Genomic DNA, 16,634 nt, shown 5'->3' on the forward strand with positions numbered 1-16,634 from the left:
TTTTTGCGACATGTAATGGTGGCAGATTAAAGCGTCGAGATTGCAAACGGCCCAGAGTTTCTTTGGGCCGTTTTTGTTGAACAGATTTATTTTCTACCGATTTTAGGAGAACAACATGACTGCAATTACTGCAAGCATGGTAAAAGAATTACGTGACCGTACTGGTCTTGCAATGATGGAATGCAAAAAAGCATTAACAGAAGCTGGTGGTGACATCGAACTTGCGATTGATAACCTTCGTAAATCAGGTCAGGCAAAAGCTGCTAAAAAAGCAGGTAACATTGCTGCTGATGGTGCGATCACAATCATCCAAGACGGTAACAAAGCGATTCTTGTTGAAGTTAACTGTCAAACTGACTTCGTTGCAAAAGACGAAAACTTCAAAAACTTCTCTGATAAAGTTGCTGCTGCTGCACTTGCTGCAAACGAAACTGATGCTGCAAAAATTGCTGAACTTAAGCTTGAAGACGGTGCAACTGTAGAAGAAGCGCGTGTTGCACTTGTTCAAAAAATCGGTGAAAACATCCAGGTTCGTCGTGCTCAAATCGTTGAAGGCGAAAACCTGGCTGTTTACAAGCACGGTTTAAAAATCGGTGTTGTTGTTTCTTACACAGGTGATGCTGACACTGGTAAAGGTATTGCAATGCACGTTGCTGCGTTCAACCCGGTTGCAGTAAATGCAGAAGCTGTTCCAGCTGACTTGATCGCTAAAGAGAAAGAAATTGCTGAAGCGAAAGCATTGGAATCTGGTAAGCCTGCAAACATCGTTGAGAAAATGGTAACGGGTTCAGTTGAGAAATACTTGAACGAAGTTGCTCTTGATCGTCAAATGTATGTTATCGACAATGACAAGAAAGTTGCTGACGTATTAAAAGCAACTGGTACTGTTGTCGCTCAATTCGTTCGTTTCGAAGTGGGTGAAGGTATTGAGAAGAAAGCTGAAATGAGCTTTGCAGAAGAAGTTGCTGCTGCTCAAGCTGCTGCGAAGTAATTCGTATCTTCTAAAAAAACCCAGTCTTTTTGACTGGGTTTTTTATTGTCTATTAAAAAAAGCCCACTTCATCAAATGGGCTTTTTAATATTATTTAAGGTTTATTCAGCTTCTTTTTTAAGCTCGTATTTGCTTGCCAATTCACCTGTAATTTCTTTACCTTCTGTATCTAAAGCTTTCAGGTAGCCTTCAGCAACGAAATATTTACGACCGTCACCGGCTTTATCCAAGGTGATGACGGAAGTATTTTTGCTATCAAAGGTGAAGCTACCTTTACTTTCGAATACTTTACCATCGCCTTTACCTAAATATTTTTCTTTTAACTCATAAGTTTTATCTAGGTTGAGTTCAAGTTCAGTTTCAATACCTTCGCAGTCAGCACATGGAACTACGCCTTTATAAGTGCCATTCCAGTCCAGTGAGTTTTCTGCTGTGTGTGCACTATCGACTACTTCAGAAGATGCTTCAGTCGACGTTACTGATGCTGGTTCGTCGGTTTTTGGCGTTTCTGCCTTGTTACATGCGACCAGAAAAACAGAAGCTAAAGAGATTGCAATAATTGACTTTTTCATCCTGGATATTACCTTGTTTGAAAGTATTGATATCCAAGTTATTAGATTTTAAAAAGAAATGGAAGTAATGGAATGTAAGGGTTGTTTAACCTTTGGTAAAGCCGGACAAGCTTAACCTTGTCTGGCCTTGAAGCGTGGATTTGATTTGCAGATCACAAATAACTTGCCACGACGCTTTACAATCTGGCAATCAGCACTACGGCGTTTCGCACTTTTAAGGGATGAGCAGACTTTCATTGTGGTTCTCTATGTTAAATGTAATGTTATATTATTGCATAAATAGAGTGGTGTAAAGTTTGCTTTTTCCGGATAGGGTGTGCGCTGTTTTTCTGCAAGGGTAATCTTTCATACTGGTGGTATTCTATAATTATCCAGCTCAGCACTAGTTTTGCTATGTTTAGGAGAATCAGTGGGTAGGGGACAACCACCTGTCTGAGTGATTATGCGGAATAAATTTCTATAAAATATCATTCGGTCTTAGCGAAAAATTGATGTGTTCACGCACTAAGACCTGCATGGTTGGAATGATATTGCGTATATCGCCACGTCTCCATTGAAAAGCATAGTGCAATGAGGGTAAAGGAGGATTGCTTTCAAGTTGAATGAGAGTGCTGTCTATTCCGTTATTTGTCCAGCCTTTGGGTAAAAAACCAATCCCAACACCTTCCCGGATCATACCGGCAACAGCACTCCAGTTGTTGCAAGTAATGCGTTTAACTTCATGAATATTCTGGCTTAATAGCCAGTCATCCAGAATACGGGTTGTGCCTGCGCCAGAAGGCAGGGTGACAAGCGTATGTTGAGATAATAGGCTTTTTAAATCTTGGGGTGTAGCCTGAGCGAGTAAGGGCTGGGCGATCATCCATACAAAATCTGCTTTGATAATGGATTGAGATAAAATGCTGCTTTTAGAGGAACGCCCGGCCATGATGGCAAAGTCAAGTTCACCTGCATCCAGTTTACGTTCAAGTACTGCACCTACATCAACATAAGGCTCCAGATGTAATAAAGGATGCTGCTTCTGGGCAATGGCAATAAATTTGGGTAGCCATGTTAGTGCAGATAACTCTCCCACACCAAATTTTAATCTACCATTCAGCCCCTGATGTTCATTTGTAAAAGAAGTTTGTAGTGTGATGACAGCCTCGAGCACTTTGTTTGCCATGCCTAGTAAGCGTTCCCCATCCTCGGTTAAAACAGCCCGGTGCCCACCTCGATCAAACAGTTGATGATTTAAGATGCCTTCTAATTCATGAATTCTTTGTGATAACGATGACACTGATATATGTAAACGTTGTGCTGCGGTAGCAAAATTATCACAAGTTGCTGCCCAGTAAAAAGCTTCCAGTTGCTTGATGGTCGGAGATGACATTGTTCGATTTTTCCGAATAACCTTGTTTAAATAATATCGCTTTTATTTATGTTGCTCTATCACTATAAAGTAGATTGTGGAAGATGGATGAGCAGTTTATGGACGTAAATAAGCAAAATATTCAAGCAGGAGCGACGTCTTCTAAGAACCTGCCTAAAGTTCTGGAAGATATTTTATGTTTAGATGATTTTGAGGCAAAGGCACGCCGGAAACTCCCCCGGCCAATTTTTGGCTATATTGCTGGCGCGGCAGAGGAAAATACCAGCCTGCAGGATAACCGTACAGTTTTTAAAGATTATCGTTTTATCACGCAGGTCTTAACCGATGTTTCCCGGCGAGATCAAAAAGTAGAGCTATTTGGCAAAACTTATGCCTCGCCTTTTGGCATTGCCCCGATGGGCTTAAATGCATTGTCAACTTATCGGGGAGATGTGGTGTTAGCGCGGACTGCACAGGCTGCCAATATCGTTTCAATTATGAGTGGTTCATCTCTGATTCCTTTGGAAACTGTGGCAAAAGCTGCACCAGATACCTGGTTTCAAGCTTATCTTCCCGGAGATACAGCCCGTATTTTGGCATTACTGGAGCGGGTAAAGAACGCGGGTTTTCAAACCTTGGTGATTACGGTAGATATCCCTGTGTCTGCGAATCGGGAAAACAATGTGCGTACCGGTTTTTCGACCCCGTTACGGCCGAGTTTACGCTTGGCCTGGGATGGGTTGGCGCGACTTTCCTGGTTGTTTGGAACATTCTTTCGCACATTTATTAAACATGGGATGCCCCATTTTGAAAACTCCTTTGCAACAAGGGGGGCACCTATTTTATCGGCCAATGTGCTTCGTGATTTTTCTGCCAGGGATCATTTGAACTGGGAGCATTTCAAACAAATTCGTGAGTACTGGCAGGGACATCTGGTGATTAAAGGTGTGCTCAGTGTCAAAGATGCCTGCCTTGCAAAAGAGATGGGGGCAGATGGCATTATTTTGTCTAATCATGGTGGCCGTCAGCTGGATGGTGCCACTTCGCCGATGCGAATCTTGCCAGATGTTGTGAAGGCATTAGGTTCAGATTATCCGGTCATGATTGATAGTGGTTTCCGCCGTGGTTCAGATGTGCTCAAAGCTATTGCGTTGGGGGCAAAGATGGTCTTTGTGGGGCGTCCATTTAATTATGCAGCTGCTGTGGCAGGGGATGCAGGGGTTACGCATGCGATTACCCTGCTACGTGATGAAGTCGATCGTAATATGGCTATGTTGGGTGTTAATCGTTGTGATGAGTTGCATCCCGGTACGCTTATTAAATGTTGATCTTCGGATTGGCGCGTCTTTTTACTTTTAATAACCCGTTTGAATGATGACCTGTCTTATAGATGGAAACTATAGGCAATAGGGGTCATGTGCCTTAAATAAAGGATTATCAATATGCAAAATGTTCATGAAACAGAACAAGAAAAAGCCAGACGCCTAAAGAAAGTGGCCACAGCGACCATTGTGGGTTCAATGCTGGAATGGTACGACTTCTACTTATATGCCACCATGGCCTCTATTGTTTTTAGTAAAGTTTTTTTTGATAAATCTGATCCGGGTACAGCAGCAATTGCGGCTTTTGCAACCTTTGCAATCGGATTTATTGCCCGGCCCTTTGGCGGTATATTTTTTGGTTTTTTTGGCGATCGTTATGGTCGTAAGAAAATGCTTTACATTACCTTTTTGCTGATGGGCTTATGTACTGTCTTTATCGGTTTGATTCCCGGTTATGACACGATCGGGATTTGGGCGCCGATCCTGTTGGTTTTTTTCCGGATTATTCAGGGGCTTGGTGCAGGAGCTGAGTTTGCCGGAGCGGCAATTACTTCCTATGAACATGCATCAGATGAAAAACGTGGTCGTCAGGGTGCCTGGCCTGCATTAGGCTTAAATCTGGGCTTGTTATTATCCTCGCTGACTATTTTCTTGCTGACTTTAAATGGAGATGAATTTTTATTAAATGGCGGTTGGCGTATTCCGTTTTTACTCAGCTTTGTACTGGTGCTTGTCGGAGTGTGGGTAAGAAAAAGCTTGCCCGAAACACCAGATTTTGAGCAAAAAATTATTCATAATGAAGCTGAAATTAAAGCTGAAAATCCTTTTAAAAGTTTACTGAAGGCGAATCTAAAAGGCATCTTGGTGGTTTTGATTGTCGCAATTGGATATAACGCGCTCAGCTATATTTTTAAGACCTTCTCTTTAGCCTATCTAACACAATTTAAAGGAGTGACTGCTCATGTTACGTCCTTGTCGATTACCATTGCCAGTCTGGTTGCCATTGTTACTGTGCCATTGTTTGGCTGGTTATGTGATTACTGGAGTAGTAAAAAAGTCCTGATTTTAGGTGGGCTTTTATCGGCGTTATTTGCTTATCCATTTATGAAATTGCTGGAAACGGGTCAGGATTTATTGATCTATATGGCAATTGCGGTCGGAACGGGTATTCTGGCCCCCATGATGTTTGCCTCACAAAGTTCATTTTTATGCCGACAGTTTTCAGTAGAAAATCGCTCTACCGGTGTGAGTTCCAGCCGGGAAATTGGTACGGCAATTGCGGGTGGTCTGGCTCCATTAGGTGCCTTGAGCATGGTTGCAGCTTCGCCTACACATTCAACAGTCAGTGTCATCATGATTTTAATTACTGCGGCAGTATTTGTTGTGGTTGCTGCATTATGTGATCAGGGTTACCGATTTTCTAAACATAAAAACTAATCTCTGCCTTTAAACACGGCGAGGTTCAGATTTGGGATAGTGAGTAGTGACAAGTATTTATGCTTTATTGATGGAGTTAAATTGGTGTCGGGCCTGATTGGATTGGGTTGCCGGAATGAAAGATCACAATAAAAAAGCCCTTATCGATAGATAAGGGCTTTTTTGAATTTGGAGCGGGAAACGAGACTCGAACTCGCGACCCCAACCTTGGCAAGGTTATGCTCTACCAACTGAGCTATTCCCGCAATAGGACGCATTATAGAGAGTTTCATTCAACTGTCAACTCTCTAATGTGCTAAGTGCTGAATTAATCAGCACGTCGCCAGATTGTACCTTGACGCGTATCTTCCAGAACTACGCCTTGCTCCAGTAAAGACTGGCGGATGCCATCGGCTTTGGCAAAGTCTTTGGCTTTTTTCGCATCGACACGTTGCTGGATAAAGCTCTCGATTTCAGCATCAGAGAGGCTTAAAGCTTCTTGACCAATATCGGACTTGAGGAACTCATCTACATCATGCTGAACCAGACCAAGAATGTCAGTTAAATGACGCAAGGTTGAGTAAAGAGCTGTTGCCTGATCAGCTTGCTCTTCTTTCACCGCACGGTTGAGTTCCTTATTGAGTTCAAACAGGACTGCCATGGCTTCAGCCGTATTGAAATCATCACACATTGCATTGTTAAAGCGTTCAACAAAGTTCTGTTCTAAAGTCTCAATCGTTTTTTGACCATAGACTTGCTGATAAGCTTTGAAAGAATGATAGAAACGGCTGAGCGCTGTTTTTGCTTCTTTTAAGGCTACATCAGAGAAGTTAACTGGGCTGCGATAATGCGACGACACAATGAAGTAGCGAATTACTTCCGGATGGAATTTTTCCATCACATCGCGGATGGTAAAGAAGTTGCCTAAAGACTTGGACATTTTCTCGCCATCGACATTGATGAAACCGACATGCATCCAGTAATTGACATACTGTTCGCCAGTTGAGGCTTCACTTTGGGCAATTTCATTTTCATGATGCGGGAACATCAGATCCGAACCGCCACCATGAATATCAAAATGATTGCCCAGGCAGCAGGTCGACATGGCAGAGCATTCAATATGCCAGCCTGGACGGCCATTGCCCCATGGTGAGGCCCACGCCGGTTCATTTTCCTTGGCATGTTTCCAAAGCACGAAGTCAAACGGATGTTTCTTTTCTACTTCAACATCAACGCGTTCAGACGCACCCGCTTGCATGTCTTCCAGTTTACGGCCAGAGAGACGACCGTATTTGTCGAATTTGCTGACTTCAAAATAAACATCACCATTGCTGGAAGGGTAAGCAGCACCTTTATCAACCAAGGTGTTAATCATGCTTTGCATCTGATCGATATATTCTGTTGCCTTTGGTGCCTCATCTGGGGCAGCACAGCCCAGGTTGGCTGCATCTTCATTCATGGCATCAATGAAACGAGCCGTGAGCTGCTGAATGCTCTCACCATTTTCATTGGCGCGCGCAATGATCTTGTCATCAATATCGGTAATGTTGCGGATATAGCGAACTTTCCAGCCTTGGCTGCGCAAGAAACGAATGATGTAGTCAAATGCAACCATAACCCGAGCGTGTCCGATATGACAGTAATCGTAAACCGTCATACCACAGACATACATATCAATTTGACCTTCTTTACGTGGGACAAATTCAACTTTTTTACGTTGCTCAGAATTATATAGAACAAAAGGTTGCATAAGGGTTTTCAAACACTCTACAAAAATCGTTATTCATCATAACGTATGCACCATATTTCATAAAGTTATCGGCAGAAAAAAAGATGGTTTTAGTTTGCAATATTTTTTATTCAAAACCGGTTTGACTGACTGTCCGGATGTGCGGCTTTCTGGCGAAATGATAGTAAATCAATGCTGTTGCCAAAATGCCCACTAACCAGGAAATATCTACACCACCTAATAATGTGGCGATCGGGCCTGTAAAAACTTGAGTGTGAATGAAGGGGAGTTGTAGCAGTACGCCGATGACATAACAGCCAATGCCGACACTGTTCCAGCGGCCATATTTTCCATCCGGATCATATAATGCAGTGACGTCACATTGTTCTTTAGAAATGAAATAGTAATCGACCAGATTGATGGCACTCCAGGGAATAAAGAAGGTAAGCAGAAACAGGATAAAAGCCTTGAAGCTATTTAAAAAGCTATGTTCACCAAGGATTGCGATCAGGGTCGAGATCGTGACCATGGCAAGCACGACAGCTAAACGTGTATTTCTGGAAATCGGGATACGTGGATTAAAGCTATTCCAGATCGTTGCAATACACATAAAACAACCATAGGCATTGAGTGTTGACAGGGTCACCTTGCCAAAGGCAATACTGAAATATAAGAAAGTAACAAGTAATGCCACAGTATTCATTTCCACGACATACTGTACTTCGTTTCCAACAAAGCTGCCTTGAGAAATTTGTGCAATCAATACGCCTAAGGTCATAGAGATCTGCGAACTGAGCAGTGAACCCAGGCCAACAGCCAGAAAGACACGGCTGGAAGAGGTGTTTGATGGCAGATATCTTGAATAATCAGCGACATAAGGGCCAAATGAGATTTGCCATGAGGCAGAAAGGGAAATCGCGAGTAAAAATGAGGACCAGTTAAACTTTTGAACAGCAATTAACGCTGAAAAGTTTGAATGAGTTAAAATTTGAGTGAGAATAACGACAAAGGCAATCACCCCGATAATACTTGCAACCTTTCCAACCCAGTGAATTAAACGGTAGCCAATGGTGGCAAAGATTACAATAAAGGCTGCATAGATTAAAATCCCGGTACTATTGCTAACATGAATCAGTTGCGCAATAGCTTTACCAGCCAGCACCTCACCCGTTGCAGTAAAGCCGATATACATCAGGCATACCAGAATGATAGGAATACAGGCTCCATATACACCAAACTGAACGCGGCTTGAAATCATCTGCGGCAGACCCAGTTTGGGGCCTTGCGCGGCATGTAATGCCATCACCGTGGCGCCCAAGCATTGTCCGATCAACAAGCCGATGATTGACCAGAAAACATCACCGCCGAGCACAACAGCCAGCGCACCGGTAACAATTGCGGTGATTTGTAAATTGGCACCAAACCATAAGGTAAATTGGCCAAAAACAGTACCATGTCTTTCTTGTTCCGGAATGAAGTCAATTGTACGGCTTTCAAAAAATTGGGTTTTTTCTTTCTCATCCGCTGAGTTCATATAGACCTTGTCCTTAAAGTGTTGCTGTGCTGAAAACGATATGTTTACGCAGCTATTCTGTATATCCTGATATATATATGTATATACAACTAGCCCTAAAAGTGGGCAAACTGATTTGTGTTAAAAAAGGTAAGTCTGAAGATTTTTAAAGATGTGGTGATTTAGAGAGGGATGAACCGCCTTGAAATGGTGGTCTCAAGAAAGCTTTGTACAAGGCGCGATATTGCGATTTTCTCCATTTTTCATGAAAACTTATACATTTAGAAACGTGCATATTTCACAGTTATGTTAGAATCGCCAGTATTCTTTTGATTAAAATTATCTGCCGCTAGGTAGATAAAGTACTGTTTTGAGTCAAGCTCATATGTCACAAGCCATAAATTTTCAAAAAAGCGCAATAGAAACGCTGCGTATTGAACAGCAAGCGATTGAAGTGCTTGCCACACAAATTAATGAACGTTTTGATCATGCATGTGAAATCTTGTTGCAATGCAAGGGGCGTGTGGTAATTACGGGTATGGGAAAATCGGGCCATATCGGGCGCAAAATGGCTGCCACTTTTGCTTCTACAGGTACTCCCTCATTTTTTATGCACCCTGGCGAAGCTGGGCATGGTGATCTGGGCATGCTGGTGCGTGGAGACGTACTGATTGCGATTTCGAACTCGGGCAAAAGTGACGAAATCATGATGTTGATGCCACTGATCAAGCATTTAGGCGTGCCATTAATTACCATTAGCCGGGATGATAAAGGCCCAATGCCGCAAAATGCCGATGTCGCGTTAACCTTGGGCGCTGCCGATGAAGCTTGTCCTTTAGGTTTGGCACCCACCTCAAGCACAACCGCAACCCTGGTGCTGGGTGATGCTCTGGCCGTTGCTCTTCTGGAAGCCCGTGGCTTTACTGCAGACGACTTTGCACGCTCACATCCGGCAGGTGCACTGGGTAAACGCCTGCTTTTACATGTGAAGCACTTAATGCATACCGGTTCAGAATTGCCAAAGGTTCGTCCAGATACTCCGATGAACAAGGTGTTATATGAAATTTCGGATAAGCGCCTTGGCTTGACAACTATTGTAGATGAGCAGGACACCTTGCTTGGGATATTTACTGATGGCGACTTGCGCCGGATGATTGATCAGCAACAAGGTTTTGATGTCAATCTTTGTGTTTCTGAAGTCATGACCAAAAATCCAATGACGATTTCTCAGGAAGCCCGTGCGGTTGAAGCACTGGAAAAAATGCATGAGAAAAAAATCAACCAGTTTGTTGTGGTTGATGAGGCAAAAAAAGTGATTGGTGTAATCAGTATGCATGACCTTATTCAGGCAGGAGTAAATTAAGCCATGGCATCTTATGCTTTACAGGAACAAGCACGTCATTTACAGGCTCTGGTACTTGATGTGGATGGGATCTTAAGCGATGGCTTTGTGACCTTGACCAATACCGGGGATGAGATTAAATCCTTTGATATCCGTGATGGACTGGGCATGAAACTGGTGCAGCAGGCGGGAATGAAGGTGATCATTATCACAGGCCGTAAAAGCCATATTGTTGAAAAGCGGATGTCTGACTTAGGTGTAGATCTGGTTTTTCAGGGCCGTGAAGACAAAGGGACGGCCTTGCGTGAAGCCTGTGCACAGTTAGGTTTATTGCCTGAAGACTGTATTTATATGGGAGATGACTGGCCGGATTTGTCTGCATTTGCAATTGCAGGCATGAAAGTGACAGTCCCGAATGGCCATGAAGAAGTACGCCGCCGCGCCAATCTGGTGACCCAGGCAATGGGCGGCCGTGGGGCGGTTCGTGAAGTCTGTGATATGTTATTGATGGCAAAAGGTGTTTACCAAGAACTGCTTGAAAAATATCTTGCCGTACCACATTAATATAGTGTTGATTTGCTCAAAGGTTAGGTAACCCGGTTTATGGATACCAAAGTTTTATATGTCGTTGCTGTTGTTGTCGCTGCGGTGAGTGGTGGCTATTATTATTACAGCGGCAAGGCAAAAAAGCTGGATGTTGATTCAGCCAAGAATATGACTTATTCCGCACAGGGTGTTCATTTAACCCAGACTGATGAGCAGGGTAATTTATATGTTCGTGCTGAAGTGAAACAGTTGCAACAAAATATGCAACTGAAAACATCCAAGCTTGATCAACTCAACGCAGTAATGTACAAACAGGGCAAACCTGACGCAACGTTTTATGCAAAACAGGCGAATGGCTATGACGATAACAGTAAGGTTGTATTACTGGGTAATGTCGTGGCAACAAAACTGTCTGATCAGGGTAAAATGGAGTTTCATACCGATGAGCTTACAGGTTACCCAAAAACAAGAGAACTCGAAACACAACATCAGGTTACGGTTCAATCACCATCAGCTGAGTTTGTGAGTCAGGGTTTAAAGGCTAATTTGAATAATGGTCAATATGAATTTTACAAAATTCGAGGAAAGTATGCGCCAAGCTCTTAATTCTAAATCCCGTTTAACTTTCCTGAAACACGTAGGCTGTATTGCAGTTGTTGCATTAACTTCAACTGCAAGCTTTGCCTTGCCGTCTGACCGTAATCAACAGCTTTCTCTGGTTGCTGACCGTGCAACCTATAATGATAAAACTGGCGTGACGACTTATACCGGTAATGTTGTGATCGAGCAGGGCACAATGAAACTGCAGGCAAATTCAATCGTTGCCAATTTGAATAGCAAGAAAGAGATTCAAACGATCAGTGCCAAAGGCCAGCCTGCCAAGTTCCAGCAGCAGATAGATGCCAAGAAGGGACTGGCACGCGGTGAGGCCCAGAACATTGTCTATAATGCCGATACTGGAATTATTACCTTAACGGGCAATGCCTATCTGTATCAGGATGGCTCAAGTATTCGTGGTAACAGCCTGAAATACAGCATGAATAAAGGTGATGTTGAAGCGCAAGGTTCTTCAAGCAATCGCGTGCAGATCATTATTCCACCATCTAGCTCTAAAAGCTTCCCGGGGGCGCGTGATTAATGGAACAGGCAGTGCAGCAACCACAGACTTTATGTATTAAGCATCTGGCTAAAAACTATAGCAAACGTTGGGTGGTCAAGGATGTATCTTTTACCATGCAAAGTGGGCAGATTGTGGGGCTGCTTGGTCCCAATGGAGCCGGTAAAACGACCAGCTTCTATATGGTCGTCGGACTGGTTCGTATGGATAAAGGTGAGATCCATCTGGATGATCTCGACATGTCTGATCTGGCAATGCATGAACGCGCGCGTAAAGGCATCGGCTATTTACCGCAAGAGGCTTCAATTTTTAGAAAGTTAACCATTTCTGAAAATATTATGGCCATTCTGGAAACACGTAAAGATTTAAACAAGCAGCAGCGTCAGCAACGACTGAATGAATTGTTAAGTGATTTTAAAATTACGCATATTAAAGATTCATTGGGCATGAGTGTTTCTGGGGGCGAGCGCCGCCGTGCGGAAATTGCACGTGCCTTGGCTGCTGATCCGAAGTTCATGCTGCTGGATGAGCCGTTTGCAGGCGTGGACCCGATTTCTGTCGGGGATATCAAGGATATTATCCAGACCCTTAAAAACCGTGGGATCGGGGTGCTGATTACCGATCATAACGTGCGTGAAACTCTGGCGATTTGTGAGAAAGCTTATATCGTGAGTGAAGGCTCAGTGATTGCCGAGGGGACGCCTCAGGAAATTCTGGACAATGAGCAGGTACGTAAAGTTTATCTGGGCGATGATTTTGTAGTTTAGACTTGTCTGCCTCCGGCCATGAATAAAGAACCGCAAGGTTCTTTTTTTTATGCTGTGGATTTGGAAACAGTGAAATAACAGCCTTTGGTTATGGCAAAATCCTGATTTTTAGCTAATTGACTGAAAAATATTTATTTTAGTTTTTTAATTAGTTTGGCATAATCTATAAAAATGAGAACTGTTTTACAAAAATAAACACTTATAAATGTGTGAAAACGTGTTTAGAACATAGTGTTTTGTGTAAAAAAATGATTAAAATGAAAATGCTGAAATGATAACAATACGAAAAAATATGAACTTAAAGAAAGATATAAAAGTGAATAATGGATCATGGAAAAGAAGTATGAGTTTTAAGTGGTTACTTTATGCAGCAACGCTATCTGTACCAATGACACATGCAACAACACCAAGTGAACAGTATCACACTTTGAAGAACAATCTGTCCAAGCTGTTTGTTCCGCAAAGTAACGATGAGTTTAAAGTTGCACAGATGCAAAAATTGAGCAACTTCTCGGTAGATTCATCCCTGGGTAGTGATTTACCTGTGGTTGGCTCAGGACGGCCGCAAGAGACTGCAATCGCAAGTGCTTTCTGGCAGAATCAACGTAAAATATTGAAGGATGCGGTACGGGTCGCCGTGCAGCGCAATCCGGATATTGCCCAGGGGATTGCAGCATTGGCATCCCAAAATGCCAATATTGATGTCGCCAAATCCGGTTATTACCCACAGATTGGTGGCGGGATAAGCACTGGAGATCTAGGCAAGAAAAGTACCCGGGGTCAGCAATTGCTGACTTTGAGTGCAACCCAGATGCTTTATGATTTCGGCAAGGTTAAGTCTGGTGTCAATGTAGAAAAAGCAAAGGTTGTGGTAGGACAGGCCAATGTGCTGGTCAAAATTGATGACATCGCATTAGATGTTGCCCAGACAATTATCAATATTCAGCGTTATCAAACCCTTATTCGTATTGCCAATCAGCAGATCGCGGGTATCAAGCGTATTCAGGAGATGGCCAACCTGCGAGCCAATGCCGGTATCAGCAGTCAGGCAGATCCGATTCAGGCGCAGTCTTATTTGCAATCTGCCCAGTCGGCCATGATTGCGCAGCAGTCGTTGCTGAGCCAGTACCAGCAGCATTTGTATACCTTGCTGGGTTTTGATACCCGTAACGTACAGTGGAGTATTCCTGACGACTTTGTAAAACAGTCAGACCTATATGCAACACCTCAGTTTAATACCATTCCCCAAATGATTGCGGCGCAAGCCGGTATTGAAGTAGCGCGTAATCAAAAATTACAGACACAGGTCAGTAATTATCCGACACTATCTGTAAAAGGAGAACTGAGTCAGGCTTTACATGGACGCAATCCCGGTAATGATAAAGAAGGCGGGTTTGACAGCGCCATCATGCTCGAAGCCAGTAGCCAGTTTTATCAGGGCGGTGCAACCTCTTCCAAGACCCGTGCTGCCAGTTATGCTGAAGAGGCTGCAAGGGCGCAGGTCAATGCGGTTTATCTGAAAGTGCTGGACCAGATCCGCACCAGCCGTGAACAGATTGAAAATAAACAACGCCAGATGCAGGTGCTGGCAGGACAACAAGCAACCACAATACGTACAAGAGAGCTTTACCAAGAACAATATAAATTGGGAACCCGGACTCTGGTCGACCTGTTAAATGCAGAGCAGGCGATTCATAGTGCGAACTCAGAAGCTGAAACGGCACGTTATGATATTTACAGTAGCATTGCACAATATATTGCTGCGACAGGACGTTCCCGCCAAGCCTATGACCTCAATAATTTAAATATACAAGGATTTGAGGTACAACCATGATTACAAAAATAAATTATCAGCCATGGTTACAAGCTATATTAACCATCGCCAAACATTACCGCATTGAACCCTCTGAGGAACGGATTCGCTTACAGCTGGACTGGAACCAGAACCAGAACCTTGATGAGGTGCTGGTGCTGATCAGCCGGCAAATTGGACTGAACTTAAGAAAAGTTGCTTTTAGCAACGATGTAATCAACCCTTGGCGGTTACCGGTGCTGGTCGAGCTGGCCGATGGACAGGTCGGGGTCATCGACAAGGCTGATGGTACCGGTCATGTCAGTATCCAGCTCAGTGGTGATCAGGGGCTTTCCCAGAAATTTGCCGTGGGCGCCCTAAGGCATATCATTAAGAATGTCTACGTGCTGCGTCCGGAACAGTCCGTGCCTGATGCGCGTGTTGATGAATACATCAAGCCTTATCAGCAGAGCTGGTTCTGGTCGATCGTGTTGCAGGACTGGAAACGCTATATCGATATCATGCTGGCATCGATGATTGCCAACATTCTGGCATTGGCAACCATTATTTTCTCCATGCAGGTCTATGACCGGGTTGTTCCTTCACAGTCCGTTCCGACTTTATGGGTACTGGCCGCGGGGGTACTGATCGCCGCAATTTTCGAGTTTGTGCTGCGTCTTTCACGTATTTACATTTCAGATATTATTGGCAAACGTGCCGATTTAAGGGTGTCAGACCGTGTGTTTGGTCATGCACTGCGTATCAAGAACAGTGAGCGTTCCAAATCTACCGGTACCTTTATTTCTCAAATCCGGGAACTTGAAGGGGTTCGTGAGCTGGTCACTTCGACCACAATGGGTGCGATCGCCGATTTACCTTTTTTCTTCTTGTTTCTGGTTATCTTTGCGCTGATTGGCGGAAATTTATTTTGGGTCATGCTGCTGGTAGTGCCCTTAATGATTTTGCCTGCCATTCTGGCACAAAAAAAGCTCGCCCAGCTGGCACAAGAAGGGATGCGTGAATCCTCAATCCGGAATGCGATTCTGGTCGAAGCGGTGCAGGGGATTGAAGATATCAAGCTGTTACGTGCCGAGTCTCGTTTCCAGAACCAGTGGAACCATATGAATGAAGTGTCTGCCGACATTAGTATGCAGCAACGAAAAATCGTGGGTGTACTGACGGCATGGACACAAAAAATTCAGGGGCTGACCTATGCCGCCGTGATTCTGGTGGGATGCTTTGCCGTGATGGACGGTGAGATGACTACCGGGGCATTGGTGGCCTGTTCGATTTTATCGTCCCGTATGCTGGCACCGATTTCGCAAATCACCGGGATTTTAGGCCGTTTGCAACAGGCAAAAGTCGCCAAAAAAGGTCTGGATGAGCTGATGAAAAAACCTGTTGATCAGGCAGATCAGGCGCATCTTGTGCATAAAGAAGTCTTACATGGTGATTATGAGCTGAAAAATGTGGTGTTCCAATATACCGAAGAAGACCCAAGACCTAGCTTGTCGATTCCTCACCTGAAAATTCGTGCCGGTGAGCGTATTGCGATTCTGGGACGTAATGGTGCGGGCAAATCGACACTTTTACAGATTTTATCTGCAATGCAGTTTCCCAATGCCGGTTCGGTGCATTTGGATGATCTGGACATTAGCCTGATTGATCCTGCCGATGTTCGCCGTGATATGGGCTTACTCAATCAGAATGCTCACTTATTCTATGGCACCATCCGTGAAAACCTGACTTTGGGTGCACCTTTGGCACGTGATGAAGATATCTTGAAGGCGCTCAAAGTCACAGGCGCATTGAGCTTTGTACACGAGAAAAAGGAAGGACTGGACCATCTGGTGCTGGAAGGTGGCGTCGGGTTTTCTGGTGGGCAAAGACAGGCTTTACTGTTAGCCCGTCTATTGATCCGTCAACCGAATATCCTGTTACTGGATGAGCCGACAGCAGCCATTGATGATGTGGCAGAAAAGCAGCTTATTGATCATTTGCGCAACTGGCTGGGCTATCGCACCTTGGTGGTGGCAACACACCGACGTGCTGTTCTGGAACTGGTAGACCGGATTATTGTCATGAATGAGGGCAAGATCGTGATGGACGGGCCTGTAGAACAAGTCTTACAACAATCAGCAGTAAAACAAAAAATAGTTTAATACTTAGAGCATAG

At 43.9% G+C, this 16,634-nt stretch carries 15 protein-coding genes and 1 tRNA gene; 10 read left to right on the forward strand and 6 right to left on the reverse strand.

The window, feature by feature from the left end:
• The first annotated feature begins 115 nt into the window (after positions 1-115).
• A complete protein-coding gene (tsf, locus tag OC23_RS01970; RefSeq protein WP_038342370.1) occupies positions 116-991 on the forward strand; it encodes a translation elongation factor Ts in 876 nt (291 codons plus the stop codon).
• A gap of 101 nt (positions 992-1,092) precedes the next feature.
• Here the strand turns inward: tsf and OC23_RS01975 are convergent, their stop codons facing one another.
• From OC23_RS01975 to OC23_RS01980, 3 genes are all read right to left on the reverse strand, one after another.
• The gene (locus OC23_RS01975) at positions 1,093-1,563 is read right to left on the reverse strand and encodes a copper resistance protein NlpE (protein WP_038342371.1); all 471 of its coding nucleotides are present in this window, start codon (positions 1,561-1,563) and stop codon (positions 1,093-1,095) included.
• Positions 1,564-1,674: 111 nt separating this feature from the next.
• Positions 1,675-1,800: a type B 50S ribosomal protein L36 gene (ykgO, locus tag OC23_RS18640; RefSeq protein ID WP_005231541.1), complete on the reverse strand. Its 126-nt coding sequence runs from the start codon at positions 1,798-1,800 to the stop codon at positions 1,675-1,677.
• A gap of 220 nt (positions 1,801-2,020) precedes the next feature.
• Positions 2,021-2,935, reverse strand: a complete 915-nt coding sequence (locus tag OC23_RS01980; protein ID WP_038342375.1) for a LysR family transcriptional regulator — start codon at positions 2,933-2,935, stop codon at positions 2,021-2,023.
• 98 nt (positions 2,936-3,033) lie between these two features.
• On the opposite strand from OC23_RS01980, the gene OC23_RS01985 reads away from it, so the two are divergent.
• The gene (locus tag OC23_RS01985; protein ID WP_038342604.1) at positions 3,034-4,242 is read left to right on the forward strand and encodes an alpha-hydroxy acid oxidase; all 1,209 of its coding nucleotides are present in this window, start codon (positions 3,034-3,036) and stop codon (positions 4,240-4,242) included.
• Between the two features lie 114 nt (positions 4,243-4,356).
• On the forward strand, positions 4,357-5,673 hold the full coding sequence (locus OC23_RS01990) for an MFS transporter (protein WP_038342376.1): 1,317 nt from the start codon (positions 4,357-4,359) through the stop codon (positions 5,671-5,673).
• Positions 5,674-5,842: 169 nt separating this feature from the next.
• Here OC23_RS01990 and OC23_RS01995 read toward each other — a convergent pair.
• From OC23_RS01995 to OC23_RS02005, 3 genes are all read right to left on the reverse strand, one after another.
• Positions 5,843-5,918: transfer RNA gene (locus OC23_RS01995), tRNA-Gly, on the reverse strand.
• 62 nt (positions 5,919-5,980) lie between these two features.
• On the reverse strand, positions 5,981-7,402 hold the full coding sequence (cysS, locus tag OC23_RS02000; RefSeq protein WP_038342377.1) for a cysteine--tRNA ligase: 1,422 nt from the start codon (positions 7,400-7,402) through the stop codon (positions 5,981-5,983).
• Between the two features lie 106 nt (positions 7,403-7,508).
• Positions 7,509-8,915: a purine-cytosine permease family protein gene (locus OC23_RS02005; protein ID WP_038342378.1), complete on the reverse strand. Its 1,407-nt coding sequence runs from the start codon at positions 8,913-8,915 to the stop codon at positions 7,509-7,511.
• A 364-nt stretch (positions 8,916-9,279) separates the two neighbouring features.
• On the opposite strand from OC23_RS02005, the gene OC23_RS02010 reads away from it, so the two are divergent.
• From OC23_RS02010 to OC23_RS02040, 7 genes are all read left to right on the forward strand, one after another.
• Entirely contained in the window at positions 9,280-10,257 is a 978-nt protein-coding gene (locus OC23_RS02010) for a KpsF/GutQ family sugar-phosphate isomerase (protein WP_038342379.1), read from the forward strand.
• Positions 10,258-10,260: 3 nt separating this feature from the next.
• Positions 10,261-10,800, forward strand: a complete 540-nt coding sequence (locus OC23_RS02015; RefSeq protein WP_038342380.1) for a KdsC family phosphatase — start codon at positions 10,261-10,263, stop codon at positions 10,798-10,800.
• A gap of 39 nt (positions 10,801-10,839) precedes the next feature.
• Positions 10,840-11,388: an LPS export ABC transporter periplasmic protein LptC gene (gene lptC / locus OC23_RS02020; RefSeq protein WP_038342381.1), complete on the forward strand. Its 549-nt coding sequence runs from the start codon at positions 10,840-10,842 to the stop codon at positions 11,386-11,388.
• On the forward strand, positions 11,372-11,920 hold the full coding sequence (lptA, locus tag OC23_RS02025) for a lipopolysaccharide transport periplasmic protein LptA (protein ID WP_038342382.1): 549 nt from the start codon (positions 11,372-11,374) through the stop codon (positions 11,918-11,920). Before lptC ends, lptA begins: the two co-directional genes overlap by 17 nt.
• Positions 11,920-12,666: an LPS export ABC transporter ATP-binding protein gene (lptB, locus tag OC23_RS02030; RefSeq protein WP_038342383.1), complete on the forward strand. Its 747-nt coding sequence runs from the start codon at positions 11,920-11,922 to the stop codon at positions 12,664-12,666. Before lptA ends, lptB begins: the two co-directional genes overlap by 1 nt.
• A 343-nt stretch (positions 12,667-13,009) precedes the next feature.
• The gene (locus tag OC23_RS02035) at positions 13,010-14,500 is read left to right on the forward strand and encodes a TolC family protein (protein ID WP_081407282.1); all 1,491 of its coding nucleotides are present in this window, start codon (positions 13,010-13,012) and stop codon (positions 14,498-14,500) included.
• A complete protein-coding gene (locus tag OC23_RS02040) occupies positions 14,497-16,620 on the forward strand; it encodes a type I secretion system permease/ATPase (protein WP_038342388.1) in 2,124 nt (707 codons plus the stop codon). The genes OC23_RS02035 and OC23_RS02040 overlap by 4 nt, the downstream gene beginning before the upstream one ends.
• Positions 16,621-16,634 lie beyond the last annotated feature (14 nt).

It is taken from the genome of Acinetobacter sp. A47, from assembly GCF_000805455.1.
Taxonomy (GTDB): Bacteria; Pseudomonadota; Gammaproteobacteria; order Pseudomonadales; family Moraxellaceae; genus Acinetobacter.

Bases quoted from the DNA above. Each gene is read 5' to 3' on its own strand.
- OC23_RS02040 (WP_038342388.1), top strand. From the start codon at position 14,497: ATGATTACAAAAATAAATTATCAGCCATGGTTACAAGCTATATTAACC.
- OC23_RS02005 (WP_038342378.1), bottom strand. From the start codon at position 8,915: ATGAACTCAGCGGATGAGAAAGAAAAAACCCAATTTTTTGAAAGCCGT.
- OC23_RS01985 (WP_038342604.1), top strand. From the start codon at position 3,034: ATGGACGTAAATAAGCAAAATATTCAAGCAGGAGCGACGTCTTCTAAG.
- OC23_RS02035 (WP_081407282.1), top strand. From the start codon at position 13,010: ATGAGTTTTAAGTGGTTACTTTATGCAGCAACGCTATCTGTACCAATG.
- OC23_RS02010 (WP_038342379.1), top strand. From the start codon at position 9,280: ATGTCACAAGCCATAAATTTTCAAAAAAGCGCAATAGAAACGCTGCGT.
- lptA (WP_038342382.1), top strand. From the start codon at position 11,372: ATGCGCCAAGCTCTTAATTCTAAATCCCGTTTAACTTTCCTGAAACAC.
- OC23_RS01990 (WP_038342376.1), top strand. From the start codon at position 4,357: ATGCAAAATGTTCATGAAACAGAACAAGAAAAAGCCAGACGCCTAAAG.
- cysS (WP_038342377.1), bottom strand. From the start codon at position 7,402: ATGCAACCTTTTGTTCTATATAATTCTGAGCAACGTAAAAAAGTTGAA.
- ykgO (WP_005231541.1), bottom strand. From the start codon at position 1,800: ATGAAAGTCTGCTCATCCCTTAAAAGTGCGAAACGCCGTAGTGCTGAT.
- OC23_RS01980 (WP_038342375.1), bottom strand. From the start codon at position 2,935: ATGTCATCTCCGACCATCAAGCAACTGGAAGCTTTTTACTGGGCAGCA.
- tsf (WP_038342370.1), top strand. From the start codon at position 116: ATGACTGCAATTACTGCAAGCATGGTAAAAGAATTACGTGACCGTACT.
- OC23_RS01975 (WP_038342371.1), bottom strand. From the start codon at position 1,563: ATGAAAAAGTCAATTATTGCAATCTCTTTAGCTTCTGTTTTTCTGGTC.
- lptC (WP_038342381.1), top strand. From the start codon at position 10,840: ATGGATACCAAAGTTTTATATGTCGTTGCTGTTGTTGTCGCTGCGGTG.
- lptB (WP_038342383.1), top strand. From the start codon at position 11,920: ATGGAACAGGCAGTGCAGCAACCACAGACTTTATGTATTAAGCATCTG.
- OC23_RS02015 (WP_038342380.1), top strand. From the start codon at position 10,261: ATGGCATCTTATGCTTTACAGGAACAAGCACGTCATTTACAGGCTCTG.